The organism is Polaribacter reichenbachii, from assembly GCF_001975665.1.
Classification (GTDB): Bacteria; Bacteroidota; Bacteroidia; order Flavobacteriales; family Flavobacteriaceae; genus Polaribacter; species Polaribacter reichenbachii.
This window is the reverse complement of sequence record NZ_CP019419.1, coordinates 733,934-759,048: the sequence shown is the minus strand read 5'-3', so window position 1 is coordinate 759,048 and position 25,115 is coordinate 733,934. Positions and strand designations below refer to the sequence as shown.

Here is a 25,115-nt window from a genome sequence, read left to right as displayed (position 1 = left end):
TAAAGTTTTGATTGTTGTTTGTTTTAAGTGAATAAAAAAAGGGATTCAAATAATAGATATCTCTTTTGTTTGAAAGATGGCTCAATAAGAGTCAAATCTATTTTTTTGAATCCCTTGTAAAATACATAAAAAGTACTACATAGATTCGTGGAAAGAACGAGAAATTACTTCCATCTGTTGTTCTTTTGTTAATCTGATGAAATTAACGGCATATCCAGAAACCCTAATAGTTAGTTGTGGGTGATTTTCTGGGTGCTCCATTGCGTCTAATAAAGTTTCTTTGTCTAACACGTTTACATTTAAATGTTGCGCTCCATGTTCAAAATAACCAGTTAAAGTTGCTACTAAATTATCTATTCTATCTTCTTGAGTAGATCCTAAAGATTTAGGAACAATAGAGAAAGTATTAGAGATTCCGTCTTGAGAATCTTTATAATCTATTTTAGCAACAGAATTTAAAGAAGCAATTGCACCATTTGTATCACGTCCATGCATTGGGTTTGCTCCAGGAGCAAAAGGTATACCAGAAGCTCTACCATCTGGCGTTGCACCTGTTTTTTTACCATACACAACGTTAGATGTAATTGTTAATACAGACAATGTTGGTTCTGCATCTTTATATACTTTTAACTGTTTTAATTCGTTATTAAAATCTTCTACTGCATCATGAGCAAAAATATCTACTCTATCATCATCATTTCCATATTTAGGGAAATCGCCTTCAATTTTAAAATCTACAGTTAAACCAGCTTCGTTTCTAATTGGTTTTACTTTTGCATATTTAATTGCTGATAAAGAATCTGCTACAATCGATAAACCAGCAATACCGTAAGCGATATTAATATCTGGGTTTGTATCAATTAAAGCCATTTGTGCTTTTTCGTAGTAGTATTTATCATGCATATAGTGTATAATGTTCATTGCATCATTATAAACTTTAGCAACTCTAGTCATTGCAACTTTAAAGTTTGCCATTACTTTATCAAAATCTAAGAACTCATCAGTTAAAGGTGCAATACCATCTACCATTTGTTTTCCAGTAATTTCACATTTACCAGCATTAATTGCTAATAATAAAGTTTTAGCCAAGTTAGTTCTTGCGCCAAAAAACTGAATTTGTTTTCCAATTTCTTGGTAAGAAACACAACAAGCAATTCCGTAATCATCAGAACCTCTTAAGTTTCTCATTAAATCATCATTTTCAAATTGAATAGATGAAGTATCAATAGAAACTTTTGCACAGAATTTTTTAAAGTTTTGTGGTAATAAAGGAGACCATAAAACAGTAATATTTGGTTCTGGTGATGGCCCTAAGTTGTATAAAGTATGTAAGAAACGGAAAGCAGTTTTAGTAACTTTAGATCTACCATCGTTTAACATACCACCAATTGCTTCTGTTACCCAAGTTGGGTCTCCAGCAAAGATTTCATCATAAGCAGCCATACGTAAGTGACGCACCATTCTCAATTTCATTACAAATTGATCTATATATTCTTGTGCTTCTTCTTCTGTAATAACTCCGTTTTGTAAATCTCTTTCTATAAAAATATCTAAGAAAGTAGATACATTACCTAAAGACATTGCAGCTCCATCTTGTTCTTTTACAGCTGCTAAATATGCCATATAAGTCCACTGTACAGCTTCTTGTGCATTTTGTGCAGGTCTGTTTAATTCTAAGTTGTAATGATTACCCATCACAATCATATCTTTTAATGCTTTTATTTGTTCAGAAACTTCTTCTCTTAAACGAATAACAGCATCTGTCATTGGTCCTTCAATTTTGTCTAAATCTTGTTTTTTAACTTCGATTAATTTTTCGATACCATATAATGCAATACGTCTGTAATCACCAATTACACGACCACGAGCATAGTTATCTGGTAAACCTGTTAAGAAGCCTAAAGAACGAAATTTTCTAATTTCTGCTGTATAGGCATCAAAAACTCCATCATTATGTGTTTTTACATATTTTGTAAATAATTCGTTAACATCTTCACTTGGTTTTAAACCATGTTCTTCTAACGCTTTCTGAACAACTTTGTAACCTCCAAAAGGTTTCATTGCTCTTTTTAATAATCCATCAGTTTGTAAACCAACAATTACTTCATTTTCTTTATCAATATATCCTGCACCAAAGCTAGCTACACCAGAAATAGTTTCTGTATCAACAGAATGTACACCATTATTCTGTCTTTCTTGTTGCATACCTTCTTTGCAAACTTCCCAAAGTTTTTCAGTTTTTTCACTTGCACCAACTAAAAACTGGTCATCTCCATAGTAAGAAACAATGTTTTGGATAACAAAATCTCTAACATTAATAGATGTGTTCCAGACACCTGCTTTAAATTCCAAATTTTTTGGTTCTTCTAAAATTAATTCATCTAATTCCATCTCTTTATGTATTTAAATTTTTATGTATTCGTATAATTACACAACAAATTTAGACTGTGAACTTGTTTTAAAATATGATAAAAGTTAGGTTTTGACTTTTTTTAAGAAAACGTTGTAGTTTTTTTGCCTTTGATAATCAGTTATATAAAAGATATAAATATTGATTCTATCGTTTTAAAGAAATAACTACATTTGCAAAAAATATTTGTTTAACTAAATTAGTATAGCATGCAACTGTACAATAAGTTAAGCGCCATAGAACGCGCTGCATTAATAGATGAGGCAGGTAAAGACCGCCTAACAATTTCTTTTTATCAATATTACAAGATAGAAAACCCACAATTATTAAGAGATAAATTATTCTTAGAATGGAACGCTTTAGATGTTCTTGGTAGAATTTACGTTTCTTACGAAGGTATAAACGCACAACTTTCCGTGCCATCAGAAAATTTTTACGCTTTAAAAGATCAATTAGATAGTATTTCTTTTTTAAAGGATATTCGTTTAAATGTTGCTGTAGAGCAAGATAATAAGTCATTTTTAAAGCTAAAAGTAAAAGTTAGAAATAAAATTGTTGCTGATGGTTTAAATGATGAAACTTTTGATGTTACTAACAAAGGTGTACACTTAAATGCCAAAGAATTTAATGAAATGTTGGCAAATCCAGACACAGTTTGTGTAGATATGCGAAATCATTACGAAAGTGAAATTGGTCATTTTGACGGCGCTATAACTCCTGATGTAGATACTTTTAGAGATTCTTTGGATATTATAGAAGAAGATCTAAAAGACAACAAAGAAGACAAAAATTTGTTGATGTATTGTACTGGTGGAATTCGTTGTGAAAAAGCATCAGCATATTACAAACACAAAGGATTTAAAAATGTTTTTCAATTAGAAGGCGGAATTATAGAATACACACGTCAAGTAAAAGAAGAGGGAATAGAAAATAAGTTTATTGGTAAAAATTTTGTTTTCGACCATAGAAGGGCAGAACGTATTACAGATGATGTAGTTTCTAACTGTCATCAATGTGGAAAAGCTTGTGACACACACACAAATTGTGCAAATGAAGCTTGTCATTTATTATTTATTCAGTGTGATGAATGTTCTGAAAAAATGGAAAATACTTGTTCTACAGATTGCCAAGAGATTATTAAACTTTCTTACGAAGAACAAAAGGAATTAAGAAAAGGCAAAGGGAACAGTAATAAGATTTTTAAAAAAGGACGAAGTGAAGTTCTAAAATTCAAAAAATAAAATCATGCAAAAAATCGAATTAATGGCGCCAGCAGGTAACTTTGACAGTTTACAAGCTGCGCTAGATAACGGTTGTGATTCTATTTATTTTGGAGTAGAGCAACTAAATATGCGTGCAAGAGCATCTATCAATTTTACTTTAGATGATTTAGAAGAAATTCAAAAAAGATGTTCAGAGAAAAATGTTCGTACTTATTTAACTTTAAATACAATTATTTATGATCATGATTTATCAATCGTAAAAACATTGATAAAACGTGCCAAAGAAGCAAATATTACTGCAGTAATTGCTATGGATCAAGCTGTAATTTCTATGGCTAGAGAACAGCAAATGGAGGTACATATATCAACTCAAATTAATATTACAAATATTGAAACTGTTAAGTTTTATGCACTATTTGCAGATACTATTGTGTTGAGTAGAGAGTTGAGTTTGCGTCAAGTAAAAAAGATTACAGAAGCTATAGAAAAAGAGCAAATAAAAGGGCCGTCAGGAAGATTAATAGAAGTAGAAATCTTTGGTCATGGAGCTTTGTGCATGGCAGTTTCTGGTAAATGTTATATGAGTTTACACTCTGCAAATTCATCAGCAAATAGAGGTGCTTGCAAACAAAATTGTAGAAAAAAATATACAGTTATCGATCAAGAAACTGGTTTTGAAATGGAGTTGGATAATGAGTATATTATGTCTCCAAAAGATTTGTGTACAATTGATTTTTTAGATCAAGTTGCAGATGCAGGAATCAAAGTTTTAAAGATTGAAGGTAGAGGTAGAGCACCAGAATATGTGGCAAAAGTGATTAAATGTTACAGAGATGCTATTGATAGTTTAGCAGCAGGAACTTACGAAAAGGAAAAGGTAATTTCTTGGATGCAAGATTTAGAAAAAGTGTACAATCGTGGTTTTTGGAATGGCTATTATTTAGGACAAAAATTAGGAGAATGGAGTAAAGATCCTGGTTCTAACGCAACACAAAAGAAAGTGTATTTAGGTAAAGGAGAACATTATTTTGATAAAGCTAAGATAGGGCAATTTAAAATTGATGCTTACGATGTAAATATTGGTGATACCATTTTAATTACTGGGCCAACAACAGGTGCACAAGAAATGGAATTAAAGCAAATGTTTGTAAATGATAAACCATCAGAAAAAGCAACAAAAGGAGATGAAGTTACCATGAAATTAGATTTTAGGATTAGAAGATCTGATAAGTTGTACAAAATTGTAAAAACAGAATTTGCAAAAAACTAATGGTTGTAATTACTTTGCAAAGAAACAAATGTATTGGTTGCAATTACTGTGTAGAGGTGGCTCCAAATCAGTTTCAAATGTCTAAAAAAGATGGTAAATCTGTGTTGTTGCATTCCACAGAAAAGAAAGGTTTTTATACTATAAAATCTTTTGATGAATCTATTTTTGATAGTACTATGGAAGCCAAAAAAGCATGTCCTGTTAAGATAATTCAGGTAAAACAGGTCTAAAAAAGTCAATTTCACACGAATTCTAATTCATTTGCATCAAATTCTAAAGAGAAGAAAATTGTAATCAATTTTCAGAATATATTTGCAGTGTTATTAATTAGCATATAGTACAGATAACTTTCGTAAACCTATTTTTTCATTCTTTAAGAATGCGTATATTTACGAATTAGTGAAAATTAGAAGATACTTTTTGTATTAATCTGATAATCAATTTATGAATCAAAATGTTTTTTATTTTTTTTCTGATATTTTATTAAGAATTTGAGAATTAAGAAGATAAAAACAATATAATATATTTACTTACATGGCATGTGGAAGTTGTGGTACAACAGAAAATGGTGTACCTAGAGGTTGTAAAAGTAATGGAAATTGTGGCACAGGAACCTGTGGTAGTGGTAGCGAAAAACTAGCTGTTTTTGATTGGCTATCGAATATGACTTTACCAAGTGGTCAAGAGCGTTTCAATATTTTTGAAGTCCGTTTTAAAAACGGAAGAAAACATTTTTTTAAAAATGTAGATAATATACCCTTAACAATGGGAGATATTATTGCAGTAGAAGGTTCTCCTGGCCATGATATAGGTACTATTTCTTTGGCAGGTGAATTGGTAAAAGTGCAAATGAAAAAGCGCAAAATTACTGCAGATCATGAAGATGTAAAGAAAATATACAGAAAAGCTACTCAAAAAGACATAGATATTTGGCAAAAAGCCAGAGATAGAGAAGAAGAGACCCAAAGAAAAGGTAGGTTAATTTTAGGTAAACTTGGTTTGCAAATGAAACTTTCTGATGTAGAGTTTCAAGGCGATGGAAACAAAGCAACATTCTATTACACAGCAGATGCCAGAGTAGATTTTAGACAGCTAATTAGAGATCTAGCAAGCGCATTTTCTATTCGTGTAGAAATGAAACAAGTTGGTGCAAGGCAAGAAGCAGCAAGATTAGGTGGTGTAGGTTCTTGTGGTAGAGAATTATGTTGCTCTACTTGGTTAACAGATTTTAGAAAAGTAACAACATCTGCAGCACGTTATCAGCAATTGTCTTTAAATCCGTTAAAATTAGCGGGGCAATGTGGTAAATTAAAATGCTGTTTAAATTTTGAATTAGATACTTATTTAGATGCTTTAAAGTCTTTTCCAAAACAAGATGTTGTTTTAAGAACAGAAAAAGGCGATGCTGTTTTTGTAAAGATGGATATTTTTAAGAAACACCTATGGTATACTTACAAAGAAGAACGTTTTAAATGGTTTCGATTAACTTTAGATCAGGTTCAAGAAATCATCGATTTAAATAAAAATAACGAGAAATCTATTTCGTTAGAAGATTACGAATCTGATGTAGAAATTCCTGAAAAGGTAGATTTTGAAGACGCTGTTGGGCAAGATAGTTTAACACGTTTCGATGCTCCAAAAGTTAGTAAACGAAGAAGAAATAACAGAAATAATAGAAGAAAAAAACCTGCTGCTGTTGCTGCAAATCAGCCGAAAGAAAATACACAGAAAAGACCGCAAAAACAGCAACAAAATAGACGACCAAAGCAGAATCCTAATCAAAAGCCAAAGGTTGCTAATAAACCAAATCAACCAAAAGCAGAAGGAGTTAAGCCTAACAAGCCAAGAAGAAATAATAGAAACAGAAATAAGAATAGACCAAAAAATGGAAACAATTCTCAAGAAAAATAAACTTTTTGTTTTTTTAATTACGCTTCTTTTCTTGTTTTCTTGTAGTGATAAAATTGAGTTCACTAAATACAAATCGTTGTCTAATGCTTCTTGGGAAGCCAATAAAAATATTTCTTTTGAATTTGAAATAAGTGATACCATTTCACCTAAAAATTTATTCATAAATCTTAGAAATAATAAAGATTATCCTTATAGCAATTTGTATGTAATTACAGAGCTTAATTTCCCCAATGGGGATAAAATAATAGACACCTTACAATATGAAATGGCAGATAATTCTGGTCAGTTTTTAGGAAAAGGTTTTACAGATATTAAAGAAAATAAATTATTTTATAAAGAAGAAAAAGTATTTCCTGTATCAGGAAAATATGTTTTTAACATACGTCACGCAATGCGTAAAAACGGAGAAGTAAATACAATTCCTTTTTTGCAAGGTGTACAAGATGTAGGTTTTAGCATAGAAAAAACAGAATAAAATGGCAAAGACACAAAAAACAAGTTTTAGAAAATACCTACTTTGGTTTTGGGGTATTCTTTTTTCGATTTTATTAATTTTTATATTGTTGTTTTATACAGCAGCTTCAGGTGGTTTAGGGGCTTTACCTACTTTCGAAGAATTAGAAAATCCGCAAACTAATTTAGCAACAGAAGTAATTTCTGCAGATGGTGTAACTATTGGTAAATACGCTAAAGAAAATAGAACTCCTGTTAAGTTTAAAGAATTACCACAAAATTTAGTAGATGCTTTAGTTGCTACTGAAGATGAACGTTTTTATGAGCATTCTGGAATCGATTTTAGAGGTACAGCAAGAGCGGTGTTAAAACCAGGTAGTGGTGGAGCAAGTACTATTTCTCAGCAATTGGCAAAAATGTTGTTTACAGTAAAGCCATCAAGGAATATTTTTAAAAGAATAGGTCAAAAAATGAAAGAGTGGGTAGTAGCCACTAAATTAGAAAGTCAATATACCAAAGACGAAATTATTGCCATGTATTTAAATAAATATGATTTTTTAAATCAGGCAGTTGGTATACGTTCTGCAGCAAGAATTTATTTTGGTAAAGAGCCCAAAGAATTAGAAATTCAAGAATCTGCGATGTTGGTAGGTATGCTAAAAAACTCATCTTATTTTAATCCTTTAAGAAGAGAAGCAAAAGTAAGACAAAGAAGAAATGTTGTTTTGCTTCAAATGACTAGAAACGGAATAATTACAGAAAGAGAAAAGTTAGATTTACAACAATTACCCTTAAATATAAACTATACTCCAGAAAGTCATGACGAAGGTTATGCAACTTATTTTAGAACGCATTTACAAAAAGTAATGAGAACTTGGGTTAAAGAAAACCCCAAACCAAATGGAGAGCAATATGATATTTTTAGTGATGGATTAAAAATATACGTAACTATAGATTCTAGAATGCAAAAATATGCAGAAGAGGCAGTTACAGAGCATATGGCAAATTTGCAATCTTACTTTTTTAAAGAACAAAAAAGAAATAAAACTGCACCTTTTTACGATTTAGAAAAAGATCAAATTCAAGGTATTTTAAATAGAGCAAAAAAGAATTCAGAAAGATATAAGCGTTTAAAAATTGCAGGAAAATCATCCAAAGAAATTGATGCAATTTTCAATAAGAAAACCAAAATGAAAGTTTTTTCTTGGAAAGGAAATTTAGATACAATTATGTCTCCTTTAGATTCTATTAGATATTATAAAACCTTTTTACGTTCAGGCTTATTATCCATAGCACCACAAACAGGTCATATAAAAGCTTGGGTTGGTGGTATTAATAATAAACATTTTAAATATGATGCTGTTGCACAACAAAAAAGACAAGTAGGTTCTACGTTTAAACCTTTTGTATATGCAACTGCAATTAATCAATTAAGAAAATCTCCATGCGATTTGTTACCAAATACGCCATATACAATTCCTGCTGGTAAATACGGAATTCCAGAAGAATGGACCCCTAAAAATTCGAACGATAAATATGGGGGAATGCTAAGTTTAAAAGATGCTTTAGCAACGTCTACTAATGTTGTTACTGCAAATTTAATAGATCAAGTTGCGCCAATAAACGTAGTAAGATTGGCAAATTCTGCTGGTATTGAAACTAAGATTGATGCAAATCCGTCTATTGCTTTAGGTGCTGTAGATTTATCTTTATATGAAATGGTAAGTGCTTACAGTACGTTTGCAAACAAAGGCTTGCGTGTAAAACCAATGATTATTACCAGAATCGAAGATAAAAACGGAACTGTTTTAAAAGATTTTGTGCCAAAAACAGAAGAGGTTTTAAGCGAAGAATCTGCGTATGTAATCTTAAATTTATTACAAGGAGTTACAGATTCTGGATCAGGAATTCGTTTGCGTTCTAATTGGACGTCTGGAGGTAAAGCTGTAACTGGTTTTCCTTACGGATTTGATAATGAAATTGCAGGTAAAACTGGAACAACTCAAAATCAATCTGATGGTTGGTTTATGGGAATTGTACCCAATTTAGCAACCGGAGTTTGGACAGGTGGTGAAGATAGAGCAACGCATTTTGCTGGGATAAATAAAGGGCAAGGAGCAACTATGTCTTTACCTACTTGGGCTTTGTTTATGAAAAAATGTTACGCAGATAAAACATTAAACATCAGTAAAGAAGATTTTGAAAAACCAGAAAATTTATCTATTAATATTGATTGTGATGAGCCTGTAAAAGAAGAAGGAAAAGAGAATGCTAAAACACCTGTAGAAGAAGATACCGATTTTTAAAAGCCTATTTTAATGATTTGGAAGCCAACTAAAGAAAATATAAATTCGTCTAATATTAGTAAATTGATGTTAAAGCATCAATTTACTAGTTATAAGGAGTTATGGAGTTGGTCTGTAGAAAATAAGGAAGATTTTTGGCAAGAAACAGTCAAGTTTTTAAACATCATTCAAGAAAAAAAATACAATCAAATTTTAAATGTTGATGATGGTGTAACTCAAGCAAAATGGTTGTTTGGTGCTGAATTAAATATTGTAGATTCTTGTTTTCAGAATGATGATAATGCAACTGCAGTCGTTTTTCAAAAACCAAACGAATCTGTTCAAAAAATCACGCAAAAAGAATTAGAATTATTGGTTAATAAAATCGCCAATAGTTTTGCTGATATTGATGTATATAAAGATGATACTATTGCCATAGATTTACCAATGACGCTAGAATGTGTTGCAATTTATTTGGCAGCAATAAAAGCAGGAATTAAAGTAGCAACAATTGTTGATAGCTTCACTGTAAATGAAATTAAAGTAAGGCTAGATTTAACAAAACCTAAAGTTGTTTTTACGCAAGATTATTTAGTTAGAGCAGGTAAAAGTTTTCCACTTTATGAGAAAGTTGTAGAGGCAGAAGCTCAGAAAGTTGTAGTATTAAATACAGTAAAAAATAAAGATTTTTCAATAAGAGATAATGATCTTTTTTGGGATGATTTCTTGTCTGATAATTCCAATTTTATCAGTGTAAAACAATCACCTCAAGATTGTATCACTATTCTTTTTTCTTCAGGAACAACAAGTGAACCCAAAGCAATTCCTTGGAATCATACAACAGCAATAAAAGCAGCTTCTGATGGCTTTTATCATCAAAATATACAGAAAAACGATGTAGTTTGTTGGCCCACAAATTTAGGTTGGATGATGGGGCCTTGGTTAATTTTTGCAACCTTAATTAATAAAGCAGCTATTGGTTTGTATTATGATGCGCCTTTAAGTGCAGATTTTGGAGCCTTTGTACAAAATGCAAAAGTTACAATGTTGGGTGTAATACCAAGTATTGTAAAACATTGGAAAAATTCTGCTTGTATGGAAACTTTAGATTGGAATGCAATTAAAAACTACAGTTCTACAGGAGAAGTTTCTAACCCTACAGAAATGGAATATTTAATGCAACTTGCCAATAATAAACCTGTTATTGAGTATTGTGGAGGTACAGAAATTGGTGGTGGTTATATTACAAGTACAGTAGTACAAGATAATATACCAAGTACTTTTTCTGCAAAAGCATTAGGTACAGATTTTGCTTTGTTAGGTGATGATCATCAAGAAACTAAAAAAGGAGAAGTGTTTTTAATTCCGCCAATTATGGGGCTTTCTACTGAGTTGTTAAACAAAGATCATCAGAAAATATATTATGATGATACTCCAGAATATCATCAAGTTTTAAGAAGACATGGAGATGAATTGCATCAATTAGAAAATGGCTATTTTAAAATTTTAGGTAGAGTAGATGATGCTATGAATTTAGGCGGAATTAAAGTCAGCGCAACTCAAATAGAAGAAGCTATTAATCAGTTAGAATTTGTTTTAGAATCTGCAGCAATTGCTGTAGCTCCAAAAGATGGTGGACCAGCAAAACTAGTAGTTTTTTATGTTGAAAATAATAATATTAAGGTTGATGAAGATTTTTTAAAATCAGCTCAAAAAATTGTAAAAACACAATTAAATCCTTTATTTAAAGTTTCAGATTTAGTAAAGATTGATGTGTTACCAAGAACTGCATCAAACAAAGTAATGAGAAGAACATTAAGAGACAGTTATTAGATATGAAAATCACTAATAAATTCATAAAATTTTTGGTTATTTTAAATGGAGTAATGCTTCCTATACTTTTAGGGTTTGGAATTTACCAAGTAACAAAAAATATTTTCCCCAAACAGAATAGACAACAAGATGGTATAATTCTAGGAAAAGAATTAGAAACTGCAAAGAAAGATAGCCTAGCATTACAAGGGTTAAAATATTATAGTCCAACAGATTTATATAATTCAAATAATAAATATTTACCAATTTCTTTGTTAACTTATGAGGAAGAAAAAGAAATATATAAAACTGCTTCAGTAGCAAATGATATTGGTGATGCTCTTTTAAAATATGTAAATGTCATTTTTTTAGACGAAAATTATCAAGTAATAACTTCTTTATTAGATAAAAAAGCATCTATTTTAGAAATAGAACCACAAAGGAAAAGGTTTAGTTATAGAGAAGATAAACTGGATAAGACAGTTAAATATATTGCATATTTAATTGCATTTGAAGATTCAAATAAGGACAGAAAAATAAACTCAGCAGATTATCACGATTTATATCTTTCTACCTTAGATGGTAAAAACCTAAGAAGAGTATCAGAAAATATTAATATTGAAAGGTTTGAGTTTATAAATTCGAACACTCAAATTTTTATAAAATTTACAAGTAGAGAAAATATAAGAGAAGAACATAAAAAACAGAGATTTGCAATTTATGATATTGAATCTTCAAAATTCTTGAATATGTCTAGTCTAGAGAATGAAATAGATAAGTTAGAAAAAATAATTATTAATTAAGAGAATATTTTTTCCCCTTTGGGGAAATTAAAAGGGGCAAATGAAAATAATATCATACAACGTAAACGGAATTAGAGCAGCATTAAAAAAAGGATTTTTAGATTGGTTGCAAGCAGCGAGTCCAGATGTAATTTGCATACAAGAAACCAAAGCACACAAAGAACAGTTAGATTTATCTTTGTTCGAAGATGCAGGTTATCCTTATCATTATTGGTTTTCAGCACAAAAAAAAGGATACTCTTCTGTAGCAGTTTTGTGTAAGGAAAAACCAAACCATATAGAATATGGTACAGGAATCGAAACTATGGATTTTGAAGGTAGAAACCTTAGAGTAGATTTTGATGAGGTTTCTATAATGAGCTTATATTTGCCTTCTGGCACAAATTCTGCAAGGTTAGATTATAAGTTTATTTATATGGATGAATTTCAGGAATACATCAACAATTTAAAACAAGAAATTCCGAATTTGGTAATTTGTGGAGATTATAATATTTGTCACGAAGAAATAGACATTCATAACCCAAAAATGAAAGGCGTTTCTGGTTTTTTACCAGAAGAAAGAACTTGGATTGGAAAATTTATTAATAGCGGATTTATAGATAGTTTCCGATTTTTAAATCAAGATGTGCAACAATATTCTTGGTGGAGCTACAGAGCAAATTCTAGAGCAAATAATAAAGGATGGCGTTTAGATTATGCAATGGTTTCAGAACCTTTAAAAGAGAATATTTCTAGAGCTTATATTTTATCCGAAGCAAAACACTCAGATCATTGCCCTATAGCTTTAGAATTAGATTTATAATATAAAAATGTTAGGTTTCGCAAATAAGAAACTCAAAATAAATGAAGAAATTTTTCTTATTCCTTTTAATTACAAACGCTATTTTTTCTCAACAAGAAACAGATAGTATATCCATTATAAAAATAGATACTTTAATTGTAGCAAAAGACTCAATAAAAACACCAGTTGTAAAAGAGTTTTTTACAGATAACGATTTAAAACTTATAGATAGTCTTTTGGTTGATGAAAAATTCAGCTCGCCTTTAATAGATACTTTAGAGTATGTGATTGATGATAAAGATATAAAAGGCAATTATAATCCGGTTTTAACTACAGATTTAATGAAAATTCGTTTGGCTAGTTTAAACGAAAAAACACCATTTAATTTGGCATTTAATCCTGCTTTAGAAAAGGTAATTAATGGTTATTTACGTTATCGAAAAAAATATTACCCTGCTTTAATGGCAAAGGCAAAGTATTATTTTCCGATGTTTGAACAGTATTTAGATCAATATGATATTCCTTTAGAAATGAAATATTTAGCTATTGTAGAATCTGCTTTAAGACCAAAAATAAGGTCTAGAGTTGGGGCTTCTGGTATATGGCAATTTATGTACGGTACAGGAAAACAGTTCGATTTAAAAGTAAGTTCTTATGTAGATGAAAGATACGATCCTGTAAAATCAACCATTGCAGCTTGTAAATATTTAAGTCAGTTGTACAGAATTTTTGGTGATTGGGATTTGGCATTGGCTGCATACAACTCAGGGCCAGGTAATGTAACTAAAGCCATAAAACGTTCTGGTGGTTTTAAAAATTATTGGAATATAAGGCCTTATTTACCAACAGAAACAGCAGGTTATGTACCCGCTTTTTATGCAACTATGTATATTTTTGAATATGCAAATGAGCATAATATTTATTCAGAATTACCTCAATTTTTTAATTTTCAGACAGATACTATTCAGGTAAAAAGAACCATTTCTTTTGATCAAATTTCAGAAACTATTAATGTTGATGAAAAGGTTTTATCATTTTTAAATCCCGCTTATAAATTAGATATTATTCCACATATTAAAGATCGTAATTATGCTGTTAGGCTTCCATCAAATAAAATTATAGATTTTTTAGATAAAGAACAAGAATTGTATGCTTTAGCAGATTTAGATGATGCTAAAAGAGAAAAACCTTTACCTAAGTATTTTGAAATGGATAAACGAATTCGTTACAAAGTACAAAGTGGAGATTATTTAGGGAAAATTGCTAATAAATTCGGAGTAAGAGTTAGTAATATTAAACAATGGAATGGTTTAAAAACCAGTAATTTAAAAATTGGTCAAAGACTTTATATTTATCCGAAGAGAATTCGATAAATTCTTTATTTTTATAGAAAAATAGCTTTCTATGTTGTTTTAGTTAAAAATGGAACAATATTTGGTAGTAAAATAAAAAACTAACCTTAAATACATAAAAACGAATCTGATGAAAAAAATACTTTCAATATTAACCTTAACGATTTTGTTAGCCTCTTGTGTAGGGAATGATAAAATGATTTTAAGAGAATCTATAGGTAAGATTAACAAAGTAATGGTCGTTGCAAAAATTAGCGATTGGACAGGAGATGTTGGGGCAGAAATAAGAAACTCTTTTGGTGAATTACAAGTTGGGTTGCCACAACCAGAACCAATTTTATCAGTATCTCAAGTAGCGCCAAATGGTTTTAGTTCTATGATGAAAGCCAGCAGAAACATTTTAATAATTAACGAAGGTGATACTGAAAACTTTACGGTTAAAAAGAATGTGTATGCAAAACCACAAACCATTGTCTACATTCAAGCAAAAGATGATGCTAGTATCATAAAAATTCTTCAGGATCGTAAAATGGAAATAAGAAGAATATATTTAGATGCAGATATCGATTTTACACAAAGTATTTTTAGAAAAAGTAAATTAGATGATTCTCAGTTTTTAACATTGAAAAATCTAGGGCTTTCTTTAACAATACCAGATAAATTTAATAAAGTAGATGATACAGGAGAATTTTTATGGTTACGTAATCATTTAACAAGCGGAATTGCAAAATCTGGTAGTAATAATATTTTAGTGTATGCTGTTCCTTTGGTTGATAAAACTTCGGTTGCTGATAGTATTGTTGCTATTAGAAACAAAATTGGTAAAAAATACATTCCTGGTTCTAAAGAAGGGATGTATATGATAACAGAAAAAGCGTATACACCTTTTACTTTTGATGCTACTATTGATGGTAAAAAAGCCTACGAAACTCGTGGTAAATGGGAAGTAAAAGACGATTTTATGGCAGGTCCATTTTTAAACTACACCATTATTGATGAAAAAAATAATAGATTGGTAGTTTTTGAAGGATTTACATATGCGCCATCTGTTGGCAAAAGAGCTTTCTTATTTGAGTTAGAAGCGATTGCAAAATCTATGAAAATTCAATAATTTGTATAGTTATAATCCATAAAAAATGCCGCTTTCAGCGGCATTTTTTATGGAAATATTTTTAGGTTTTAATAACCTATTTTTTCTCTTACTCTTTTTAAAACATCGTTAGCTACTAAAGTTGCTTTTTCAGCACCAATAGTTAAAGCGTCATCAATTTCGTTTTTGTTTTCCATAAAATGATTGTAACGTTCTCTTATGGTTGCAAATTTATCAATAATTAACTCATATAAAGCTTGTTTTGCGTGTCCATAACCATAATTTCCACCTTCGTAGTTTGCTCTCATTTCAGCAATTTGTTCATCAGAAGCTAATAATTTATACAAAGCAAAAACATTATCAGTATCTGGGTCTTTTGGTTCTTCTAAGCCCTTACTATCTGTTTTAATACCCATTATTTGTTTTCTTAGTTTTTTATCTGCTAAGAAAATATTGATAATATTGTTTCTAGATTTACTCATTTTTTCACCATCAGTACCAGGTACTAATTTTGTGTTTTCTTGTATTTTAGCTTCAGGAGCCACTAAAGTTTCGCCTACAATATTGTTAAACCTATTAGCAACATCTCGTGTCATTTCTAAATGTTGTAATTGGTCTTTACCTACAGGTACAATTTCTGCATCATACAATAAAATATCAGCAGCCATTAACATTGGGTAGGTGAATAAACCTGAATTTACATCACTTAATCTATCAGCTTTGTCTTTAAAACCGTGTGCTAATGTTAACCTTTGATAAGGAAAAAAACAGCTTAAATACCAAGTTAATTCTGTTACTTGTGGTATATCGCTTTGTCTGTAAAATATAGTTCTGTTAATATCTAAACCACAAGCCAGCCAAGTAGCAGCAACACTGTAAGTGTTTTCTCTTAATAAATCTCCATCTTTAATTTGAGTTAAAGAATGCATATCTGCTATAAATATAAAAGATTCATTTTCTGGGTTATTTGCCATTTCTATGGCAGGTAAAATAGCACCTAATAAATTCCCTAAATGTGGTGTACCTGTACTTTGTACACCTGTTAAAATTCTTGACATTTACTTATAAATTTAAAAATCTAATTAAGAAAGAGTACTATAATAAAATACTCTAAGCACGCAAAAATAAGGTTTTGATTTATAAAATCAATAAACAAAAGAATATTAGTATTTTTGATGTTTATGAAGTATTTAAAAATACCTTTTCTGTTAATTTGGCGAGCTTGGTTTTACATTTTAATGGTAATTACAATTTTATTGATGCTCCCTTTTTTGTTGGTTTTAACTGCAAAAGAATTTTATTATCCTACTTTTTGGAAAATGATTAGAATTTGGTCTAAAGTATTAATTTTCGGAATGGGTTTTCGTCTTAAAATACAAAATGATCAAGTTATTGAAAGCGATAAAAGTTATATGTTCTGCCCTAATCATACTTCGTTAATGGATCCTTTTGTATTAGTGGTTTTGAGTAAAAATCCTATTGTTTTTGTAGGAAAAAAAGAGTTTGTAAAGATACCGATTTTTGGTTTTTTTTATAAAAAAGTCGTTATTATGGTAGATAGAAGTGATGTAAAAAGTAGAAAAAAAGTATTTGAATTAGCTAAAAAGAAATTGCAAAACGGAGTAAGTATGGCAATTTTTCCTGAAGGATTAGTGCCAACAGAAAATATTGTACTAGCCCCTTTTAAAAAAGGTGCTTTTAGTTTGGCAATAGAATTTGAAATACCAATAGTACCACAAGTTTATTTCGATTGTAAGCGTCTTTTTTCTTGGGATTTTTTTAAAGGAGGTCCTGGCGTTTTTAGAATTCATCAACATAAATTTATTGAAACGAAAGGTTTAGAAAAAAAAGATATAGAAAGTTTAAAAGTGCAAACTTTTAATTTAATGTATAATGATTTGATAAACGATAAAAAGTTTATGAAAGATACAAATAGACCTAATAATGAGCGAGAGTTTAAATCACCAATATAGTACTAAAGAAGAGAAATTAAATGTAATTTCTCATGGCTTTGGCTTGGTTTTAAGTGCAATTTCTTTTCCTTTTTTAGTAATAAAATCAATGAGTTTCGATGGTTTTTGGAAACCGAGTAGTTTTATTATTTATGGTTTAAGTATGATTATTTTGTATGCGGCTTCTACTTTTTATCACGCAGCAAAAAATCCGAAGAAAAGAAGACGATTAAATATTTTTGATCACGCAGCTATTTATGTTTTAATTGCTGGTAGTTATTCGCCTTTTTGTTTGGTGGGTTTAGATTCTGAATTAGGTTGGTATATGTTTCTGTTTGTTTGGCTTTTTGCATTAACTGGTATCATCTTAAAACTATTCTTTACAGGCAGATTCGATAAAATTTCTACAGCAATGTATTTGCTTATGGGATGGCAAGTAATGTTTTTTATTAAGCCATTAATGAGTAGTATTTCTGCAGAAAATTTTCAATATTTAGTTACAGGAGGTGTGTTTTATTCAGTAGGTGCAATTTTGTATTCCATTAAAAAAATACCATACAACCACGCAATTTTTCATTTTTTTGTGTTGTTAGGTAGTTTTAGTCATTTTTTAGGTATTTACAATTTATAGTTACCAATTTTTAAAAGGATTTTTACTGATACTAGAATTGTAATATTTTACATTACCTGTAACTTCTTTGCCTAACCAATTTGGTTTTTTAAAAGACTCATTTTCTGAATTTAATTCAATTTCGGCAACAATTAAACCATTATTATCACCATAAAACTCATCAATTTCATAAGTATGATGATCACTTTTTACTAAAAAACGAGTTTTATCAATAATAGAAGGTTCGCATAACAATAGTAACTCTTCAGCTTCTTTTTTATCAATTTCCTTTTCCCACTCAAAACGTGTAGTTCCAGATAGATTGGTTTTGCCTTTTATGGTTAAAAATGCTTTGTTATCAGCAATTCTAACCCTAACAGTTCTGTTTTTATCAGAATTTAAATACCCTTGTTTTATTGTTTTTTTTTGATAGGCTTCCGATTTAAAATCATCATTTACCACCAAAAATTTTCTTTCTATTTCTAAACTCATAAAAATCTCTAGTTTTTTTTATTTTCATAAATTCCAAAAACAAAATCAGAAGCATTTGTTTCTAAATATTTGTCTTCAAGTAAAAAAAGCTGATTTAATATAGTTTCTTTTTCTTCGTTAAGTTCAAAAAAATGATGAGAAATATCTCTTAAAGCACTCATTAGTAAGTTACCTCCGTAAGGTTTTTCTACAATGGTTTTGTAGTGTTTATGTATTGAAGGCATTATACTTTCAGAATCTATACATTCTGAAGGGTCTGCAATAATCATTCTAAGTATACCAACTCCTCTATATTTGTTTTTATAAAACTTACTTTTAAATCTAACTCTAAATTTTTTGGGTATTGAAGATATAGCTTTGTTTATAGCATTTATTTGTATAGGTGAAAATTGATGTCTAGTTGCACCAACAAACTCATTAATTATTAATAAACCATTGGGTTTTAAAGTATGTTTTATTTTTTTTGATAAAAAGAGGTCAATATTTTCAAAATGATGTAATGAAGATTTAAAGAAAATAATATCAAAATCATTTTCTTTAAAATCAAAATCATCAATATTTTTTTGAATAAATTTTATGTTGGTAATATTTTTTTCTTTTGCATTTTTAGCAGCAATTTGCAGCAAATTTTCAGCGATATCTACACAGACAATTTCTTTAAAAATAGTCTTGTTTTCTGCTAATTCTATTTCTCTATTACAAATCCCAGAACCTAAAGAAAGAAGTTTTAAATCCGATTTTTCTTTTAAGAAATCTTCAACTAAAAAATCTAAATAATTTTTGTTTTTATCTCCAGTAATTAAAATATTCCAACGTTCTAAAACTTTTGGAATATTCCAAAAATAAGAAGAAATGAAAGAGGTGTTATCAAAAGCACTTTTTGTTCTTTTTTCGTTGTTAAAAGTAAATTTAGATAAGATAAAACCACTTCCTCTTTGAATTATTTTAAAATAAGTATCTATAAAGTCATCTAATGTAATAATTCTCATATTTTTAAGTTTATTAGATTGTAAATCTAAGTTTTAAATGTAAAAATAAAGTAAATACTAAGATGTATTTTTTTTAAAAAATGTTACTAGTTAACTTTGTTTAAATATCTTTGATAATATTAATGTTTTTTTATGAAGAAAAAATTTTTTCTATTTCTTTTTTGCATCAATTTTGTAACTTTTTCTCAGATTGATTATAGCAATTCTTGGGAGGATTTTTACTCTTACAATAATGTAAAGGATTTTGTAAAAGCTGATAATATTATTTATGCTTTAGTAGATAATGCAGTTTTTACTTTTGATGAAAGCACATCAGAAATTGAAAAATTTTCATCAATACAAGGCTTGTCTGGAGAAACAACTTCATCCATTTATTTTAACGAAACATTTAAGAGATTAGTAATAGGTTATCAAAATGGTTTGGTTGAAGTTATTGATGAAGATGGTACAATTACTATTTCATCAGACATTATAAATTTTAATCAATCAGGAGAAAAAAGTATCAATCATATTTCAGAATATGGTAACACTTTATATTTGTCAACTCCATTTGCAATTGTAGAGTATAATATTGAAAAATTAGAGTTTGGCGATACTTTTTTTATTGGAAATAGTTCAACATCTCTTAGGGTAAATGAAACAATTATTGTTGATGATAGAATATATGCAGCTACAGAAGATGGTATTTTTATAGCTGATGCAAATAGTGATTTATTAATTGATTTTAATAATTGGCAACAAGAATATGCAGGAAGAGATTTTTTAAATATTACTTTATTTAATAACCAAATTTATGCTTCTGAAAATAATAAATTATTTCAGGTAGACACAAATTCTTTAGTAGAAATAAGAGATTTTTTTGAACCTATTATCAACCTTAAATCGTCAAACATAAACCTTGCTGTTTCTTTAAACAAAAAAGCTATTGTTTTAAATAATTCGTTAAATCAAATTGTAGAATTCACAATAAATCAAGATTTTGATTTCACACTCGCAAATACTTTTTTTGATAATAATAATAATGTTTATTTAGCTACAAAAGAATTTGGAATTTTAAAGTCAAGTATAAGTCAAAATACAACTTATGAAGAAATTCACCCAGAAGGACCATTAGCAAATGATGTGTTTTCAATCGATGTAAAAAACAATAATCTTTGGGTAGTTTTTGGAGGGTATAACTCTTATTATGGCTCTTTATTTAGGAAAAAAGGATTTAGTCATTATGATGGAGAAAAATGGATTAACACCCAATTTGATCCAAACTTTCCTGTAACAGATTTAAACTACGTAACTATAGATCCGTTTTCAGATAATAAAGTTTTTATAAGTTCACTTGGAACTACTACAAATATTAATAGTGTTTCAACGGGAGGGTTGTTAGTTGTAGAAAATGATAATATTAAAACTTTTTACAATCATTTAAATAGCACAATAGAAGATGTAGAATTTAACAACCCAAATAATATTTCAATAAGAATAACAGGAACTAATGTCGATAATCAAGGAAATTTATGGGTGGCTAGTATTAGTTTTAATGAAGAGTTAAAAAAACTATCTTCTTCTGGTGTTTGGAGTAGTTACGATTTAAGTTCTTTAAAAACTATTCCAGAACAATTAGGTCTAAGTGAAATTGTAATAGATAACAGTAATACTGTTTGGATGGGAACAAGAAGAAATGGAGTTTACGCGTACAACGAAACTGGAAATAGAAAAAGAGCTTTAATTGCCACTGAAAATTTAGGGAATTTACCAGACACAGATGTGTTAACAGTTGCAGTTGATAAAAGCGGAAGAGTTTGGTTGGGCACAAGATCTGGAATGGTTGTTTTTAGAAATGCATCTAATGTTTTTGATGCAGATATTTTAAATGCAGAACCTGTAATTATTGAAGAAAATGGAGTTGGAGAACGTTTATTAGGAGACCAGAGGATAAATAGCATTTTTGTAGATGGTGCAGATAATAAATGGTTTGGTACAGATAATGGAGGAGTTTTATATACAAATCCTTCTGGACAAACTACGCTAGCAAACTTTAGCACAGAAAATTCACCTTTGCCATCAAACAGAATTTTAAAAATTAGAGTAGATGATAGTACAGGTAAAGTCTATTTTGCTACTGATAAAGGTATAGTAGCTTACAACAGTAATGTTGCCCCTTTTGGTGATGAATTAGCTGAGGTTTATGCGTATCCAAACCCTGCTTTAAAAACTCACGAAACTATAACAATAGATGGTAGAAATGGAACCCATTTACCAAAAGGAACAAATGTAAAAATATTAGATGTGTCAGGTTATTTAGTTTACGAAACCAATGTTGTAGAAGGTCAAGAATTACAAGGTGGTAAAGTAGTGTGGAACAAGAAAAATTTAGCTGGTAAAAAAGTAGCATCTGGCATTTATATTGTTTTATTATCTAATGATGATGCTACAGAAACAGCTACTGCAAAAATTGCAATTGTAAATTAATGGCTGTTGTAACTACTAAAGCAATTGTGCTAAGTTCATTGAAATATGGTGATACTAGCTTAATTGTAAAATGTTATACAGAAGAAGATGGTGTAAAAACCTATTTAATTAGAGGTGTTCTTAAGCCAAAAAAGAAAGGTGTAAAAGCCGCTTACTTTCAGCCACTTACACAATTAAAAATTGTTGCTAATCATAATAACAAAAACACTCTAAATTCTATTAAAGATGTACAAGTAATAAATCCTTATAAAACAATACATACAGATATTATAAAGCAATCTGTTGTGTTTTTTTTATCTGAAATTTTAACTAGTTCTATACAAGAAGAAGAACAGAATAAAACATTGTATAGTTATTTAGAAACTGCTTTTATTTGGTTTGATGTGCATGATAAGGTTGCAAATTTTCATTTGTTATTTTTATTAAATTTAACTGGTTTTTTAGGATTTTACCCAGATATGTCTCAAAAAGAGAAGATTGGCTTTAATATTTTAGAAGGAAATTTTTCTAATAATATTCAAGATAAAAATGTGATTCATAAAAACGATTTTTATCAATTTAAAAAACTGTTAGGCATAAATTTTGATGGTATAGAAAACGTGTCTTACAGCAAAGATGAAAGACAATTGGTATTACAAATGATTATTAAGTATTTTAAATTACATTTGGGCAGTTTTAGAGAACCAAAATCTTTACAAGTTTTAGAAACCGTTTTTAGTTAATGATGAAGCAACTATATATTTTTGTTATTTTTTTATGTATTAGTAGTATTTCTTTTGCACAAAAAGTGAAGATTTTTGATAAAGAAACAGGTAAAGTTGTTAAAAACGTAAATGTTTTTAATGCAAAAAATACAGTAAGTTTAACCACAGATAATAATGGTTTTACAGATATTTCATCAATAAAAGAAAATGAAATTATCTATTTTTCTCACATATCTTATGCTATTTTTAAAATTAAAAAGTATAAATTAAGGCAGCAAAATTTTATTATAAATCTAACTAAAGAATCAGAGGAGTTAGACGAAGTTGTAATTTCATCCTTTAAAAAAGAAGAAAAACAAAAAAGAATAGCAGAACAAATTGCTGTGCTTTCTACCAAAGATATTCAAAAAATATCGCCTCAAACATCAGCAGATTTATTAGCGACAATTCCAGGTATCAAAATACAAAAATCTCAATTTGGTGGTGGTAGCCCTGTAATTCGTGGTATGGAGTCGAATCGTGTTTTATTGGTAGTAGATGGCGTTAGAATGAACAACGCAATTTACAGAAAAGGACATTTACAAAACTCAATTACATTATCACCAAATTTATTAGATAAAACTGAGGTTGTTTTTGGGCCCTCTTCAGTAATGTATGGTTCTGATGCTTTGGGTGGTGTTATTCATTATTACACAAAAACGCCAAAATTATCCGAAGAAACAAAAGTGAATAGTCAATTATTTTCTAGATATTCTTCTGTAAACCAAGAAGTAACTACCAATGTTTCTGCAGAGGTTAGCTTTAGTAATTGGGCATCGTTTACAAGTGTTTCTTATTCAGATTTTGGTGACTTAAAAGCAGGTACAAATAGAAATTATGGTTTCGAAAATTGGGGAAAAGTCTTTTATTATTCGGAAAACGTAAATGGTAATTATGCAGAAAACCCTACATTAAATTCAGATTCCAGTAGATTAAAAAATACGGGTTATAATCAAACAGATGTGTTGCAGAAATTCTTTGTTCCTTTGTCTAAAAATACCGATTTAAAAGTAAATTTACAATATTCTACATCATCAGATATTCAAAGATTTGATAGATTAATGGAGATAACAGATGCTACAGATGTATCTTCTTTAAAGTTTGCAGAATGGTATTATGGACCTCAAAATAGGTTGTTAATTTCATCTCAACTTTTAATAAATCCGAATAAAAAATGGTTAGAAAGCGGTTCAATTACAACTGCTTATCAAAATATTAAAGAAAGTAGAATCCAAAGAAAATTTGGAAGTTTAGATCGTTCTTATAGAGAAGAAAGGGTTAATGTTTTTAGTGTTAATGGAGATTTTTCTGTACCAATTGATGTTGATAAAACTAGAATTCTTTCTTATGGTTTTGAAGTTGCACACAATGATTTAGAATCTAATTCTTATGGAAAAACTTTAAATATCGAAAAAGGTGAAATCAACGGTTTTTCTAATGATTTTAAAGTGCAATCGCGTTATGCAGATGGTGGAAGTAATTACCTTAGTTCTGCTGTTTATTTAGACTACAGACAAGATGTAAATAGTAAATCTACCCTAAATTCGGGTATACGTTTTACAAACACACATTTAAAAGCAAAATGGATAGATGAAACTTTTTTAGACTTGCCAACAACTACTGTTAGCACTAATAATTCTGCAGTAACAGCTACTTTGGGTTACGCTTATAAACCGAATAGAAATTGGCAGCTAAATGGAGTTTTATCATCAGGTTTTCGTTCACCTAATATAGATGATGTCGCAAGAGTACGTGAAAAATCTGGTAATGTTACTGTACCTAATTTTGATGTTAAACCAGAATATGCTTACAGTTCTGAAATTGGTATTCAGAAATATTTTAATAAAAGAAAGTTTAGATTAGGCGCAAACATTTATTATACTTTATTAGATAATTATATTCAGAGAGATTATGTTTTGAATGATGATGGTAGTGTAAAACAAGTTGAATTTGATGGTGAGTTTGGTAATGCTGTGAACAATCAGAATAAAGGGAATGCCTATATTTTAGGATATACTGTTAATTATTTAGGTAAGATTTCTGATGTAATAAATACATCTGGTTTTATTACTTATACAAAAGGAAGAACTTACGATACTGAAGAACCAATGTCTTCAATTCCGCCTTTATTTGGTCAGTTTGAGTTGAATTACAGAAAAGATAAAATAGCTTTGGGTGCAGAGTTTCGATTTAATAGTAAAAAAGATATTGAAGATTTTAATTTTACAGAAGGCATAGATAATCACGATTTAACACCAGTTGTAGATGTAAATGCAACTAATGATGAAGATATTTATTATGGCGCACCAAGCTGGATGATTTTTGGTGTAAATGGCAGTTATGATGTAAATAATAATATTTCTGTACAAGCCAGATTAGATAATATTTTTGATGAGCATTATATAGAATTTGCTTCTGGAGTTTCATCACCAGGTAGAAATTTATCAGTTTCTTTTATGGCTAATTTTTAGGG

At 29.4% G+C, this 25,115-nt stretch carries 20 protein-coding genes; 16 read left to right on the top strand and 4 right to left on the bottom strand.

Annotation, left to right across the window (positions count from 1 at the left end; genetic code table 11):
• Positions 1 to 135: 135 nt before the first annotated feature.
• Positions 136 to 2,391, bottom strand: a complete 2,256-nt coding sequence (pflB, locus tag BW723_RS03305; protein WP_068362320.1) for a formate C-acetyltransferase — start codon at positions 2,389 to 2,391, stop codon at positions 136 to 138.
• 228 nt (positions 2,392 to 2,619) lie between these two features.
• Here pflB and trhO point away from each other — a divergent pair, with 228 nt between their 5' ends.
• From trhO to BW723_RS03250, 11 genes are all read left to right on the top strand, one after another.
• A complete protein-coding gene (trhO, locus tag BW723_RS03300; RefSeq protein WP_068362322.1) occupies positions 2,620 to 3,651 on the top strand; it encodes an oxygen-dependent tRNA uridine(34) hydroxylase TrhO in 1,032 nt (343 codons plus the stop codon).
• Between the two features lie 4 nt (positions 3,652 to 3,655).
• Entirely contained in the window at positions 3,656 to 4,903 is a 1,248-nt protein-coding gene (locus BW723_RS03295; RefSeq protein ID WP_068362325.1) for a peptidase U32 family protein, read from the top strand.
• A complete protein-coding gene (locus tag BW723_RS03290) occupies positions 4,903 to 5,133 on the top strand; it encodes a ferredoxin (protein ID WP_068362327.1) in 231 nt (76 codons plus the stop codon). The genes BW723_RS03295 and BW723_RS03290 overlap by 1 nt, the downstream gene beginning before the upstream one ends.
• A 304-nt stretch (positions 5,134 to 5,437) precedes the next feature.
• Complete coding sequence (locus BW723_RS03285; protein ID WP_068362331.1) at positions 5,438 to 6,814, top strand: PSP1 domain-containing protein; 1,377 nt, start codon at positions 5,438 to 5,440, stop codon at positions 6,812 to 6,814.
• On the top strand, positions 6,789 to 7,289 hold the full coding sequence (locus BW723_RS03280; protein WP_076686328.1) for a gliding motility lipoprotein GldH: 501 nt from the start codon (positions 6,789 to 6,791) through the stop codon (positions 7,287 to 7,289). Before BW723_RS03285 ends, BW723_RS03280 begins: the two co-directional genes overlap by 26 nt.
• Before the next feature lies 1 nt (position 7,290).
• Positions 7,291 to 9,573 (top strand): transglycosylase domain-containing protein, encoded by a 2,283-nt coding sequence (locus BW723_RS03275; RefSeq protein ID WP_068362336.1) that lies wholly within the window; start codon positions 7,291 to 7,293, stop codon positions 9,571 to 9,573.
• 12 nt (positions 9,574 to 9,585) lie between these two features.
• Positions 9,586 to 11,385: an AMP-binding protein gene (locus tag BW723_RS03270; protein ID WP_068362338.1), complete on the top strand. Its 1,800-nt coding sequence runs from the start codon at positions 9,586 to 9,588 to the stop codon at positions 11,383 to 11,385.
• A 2-nt stretch (positions 11,386 to 11,387) separates the two neighbouring features.
• Complete coding sequence (locus tag BW723_RS03265) at positions 11,388 to 12,167, top strand: hypothetical protein (protein WP_068362341.1); 780 nt, start codon at positions 11,388 to 11,390, stop codon at positions 12,165 to 12,167.
• 40 nt (positions 12,168 to 12,207) lie between these two features.
• Entirely contained in the window at positions 12,208 to 12,969 is a 762-nt protein-coding gene (locus tag BW723_RS03260) for an exodeoxyribonuclease III (RefSeq protein ID WP_068362346.1), read from the top strand.
• Positions 12,970 to 13,010: 41 nt separating this feature from the next.
• Positions 13,011 to 14,321 carry a lytic transglycosylase domain-containing protein gene (locus BW723_RS03255; RefSeq protein ID WP_068362348.1) on the top strand — a complete coding sequence of 437 codons (1,311 nt, stop codon included), beginning with the start codon at positions 13,011 to 13,013 and terminating at the stop codon, positions 14,319 to 14,321.
• Between the two features lie 109 nt (positions 14,322 to 14,430).
• Positions 14,431 to 15,411 carry a DUF4837 family protein gene (locus tag BW723_RS03250; RefSeq protein WP_083139803.1) on the top strand — a complete coding sequence of 327 codons (981 nt, stop codon included), beginning with the start codon at positions 14,431 to 14,433 and terminating at the stop codon, positions 15,409 to 15,411.
• 68 nt (positions 15,412 to 15,479) lie between these two features.
• On the opposite strand, the gene trpS is transcribed toward BW723_RS03250, so the two are convergent.
• The gene (trpS, locus tag BW723_RS03245; RefSeq protein WP_068362353.1) at positions 15,480 to 16,448 is read right to left on the bottom strand and encodes a tryptophan--tRNA ligase; all 969 of its coding nucleotides are present in this window, start codon (positions 16,446 to 16,448) and stop codon (positions 15,480 to 15,482) included.
• Positions 16,449 to 16,571: 123 nt separating this feature from the next.
• Here trpS and BW723_RS03240 point away from each other — a divergent pair, with 123 nt between their 5' ends.
• The gene (locus BW723_RS03240; RefSeq protein ID WP_068362355.1) at positions 16,572 to 17,363 is read left to right on the top strand and encodes a lysophospholipid acyltransferase family protein; all 792 of its coding nucleotides are present in this window, start codon (positions 16,572 to 16,574) and stop codon (positions 17,361 to 17,363) included.
• Positions 17,335 to 17,973, top strand: coding sequence for a PAQR family membrane homeostasis protein TrhA (gene trhA / locus BW723_RS03235; protein WP_068362358.1), 639 nt, complete (start codon positions 17,335 to 17,337; stop codon positions 17,971 to 17,973). Before BW723_RS03240 ends, trhA begins: the two co-directional genes overlap by 29 nt.
• On the opposite strand, the gene BW723_RS03230 is transcribed toward trhA, so the two are convergent.
• Entirely contained in the window at positions 17,974 to 18,444 is a 471-nt protein-coding gene (locus tag BW723_RS03230) for a CYTH domain-containing protein (RefSeq protein WP_068362361.1), read from the bottom strand.
• Between the two features lie 8 nt (positions 18,445 to 18,452).
• Positions 18,453 to 19,433, bottom strand: a complete 981-nt coding sequence (locus tag BW723_RS03225; protein ID WP_068362365.1) for a class I SAM-dependent methyltransferase — start codon at positions 19,431 to 19,433, stop codon at positions 18,453 to 18,455.
• Positions 19,434 to 19,565: 132 nt separating this feature from the next.
• Between BW723_RS03225 and porZ the strand changes: the two genes are divergently transcribed.
• The 3 genes from porZ to BW723_RS03210 are packed head-to-tail and all read left to right on the top strand — an operon-like array spanning position 19,566 to position 25,113.
• Entirely contained in the window at positions 19,566 to 21,899 is a 2,334-nt protein-coding gene (porZ, locus tag BW723_RS03220) for a type IX secretion system anionic LPS delivery protein PorZ (protein ID WP_068362367.1), read from the top strand.
• Positions 21,899 to 22,621, top strand: coding sequence for a DNA repair protein RecO (recO, locus tag BW723_RS03215; RefSeq protein WP_068362370.1), 723 nt, complete (start codon positions 21,899 to 21,901; stop codon positions 22,619 to 22,621). The genes porZ and recO overlap by 1 nt, the downstream gene beginning before the upstream one ends.
• The gene (locus tag BW723_RS03210) at positions 22,621 to 25,113 is read left to right on the top strand and encodes a TonB-dependent receptor (protein ID WP_227431565.1); all 2,493 of its coding nucleotides are present in this window, start codon (positions 22,621 to 22,623) and stop codon (positions 25,111 to 25,113) included. Before recO ends, BW723_RS03210 begins: the two co-directional genes overlap by 1 nt.
• Positions 25,114 to 25,115: the final 2 nt, after the last annotated feature.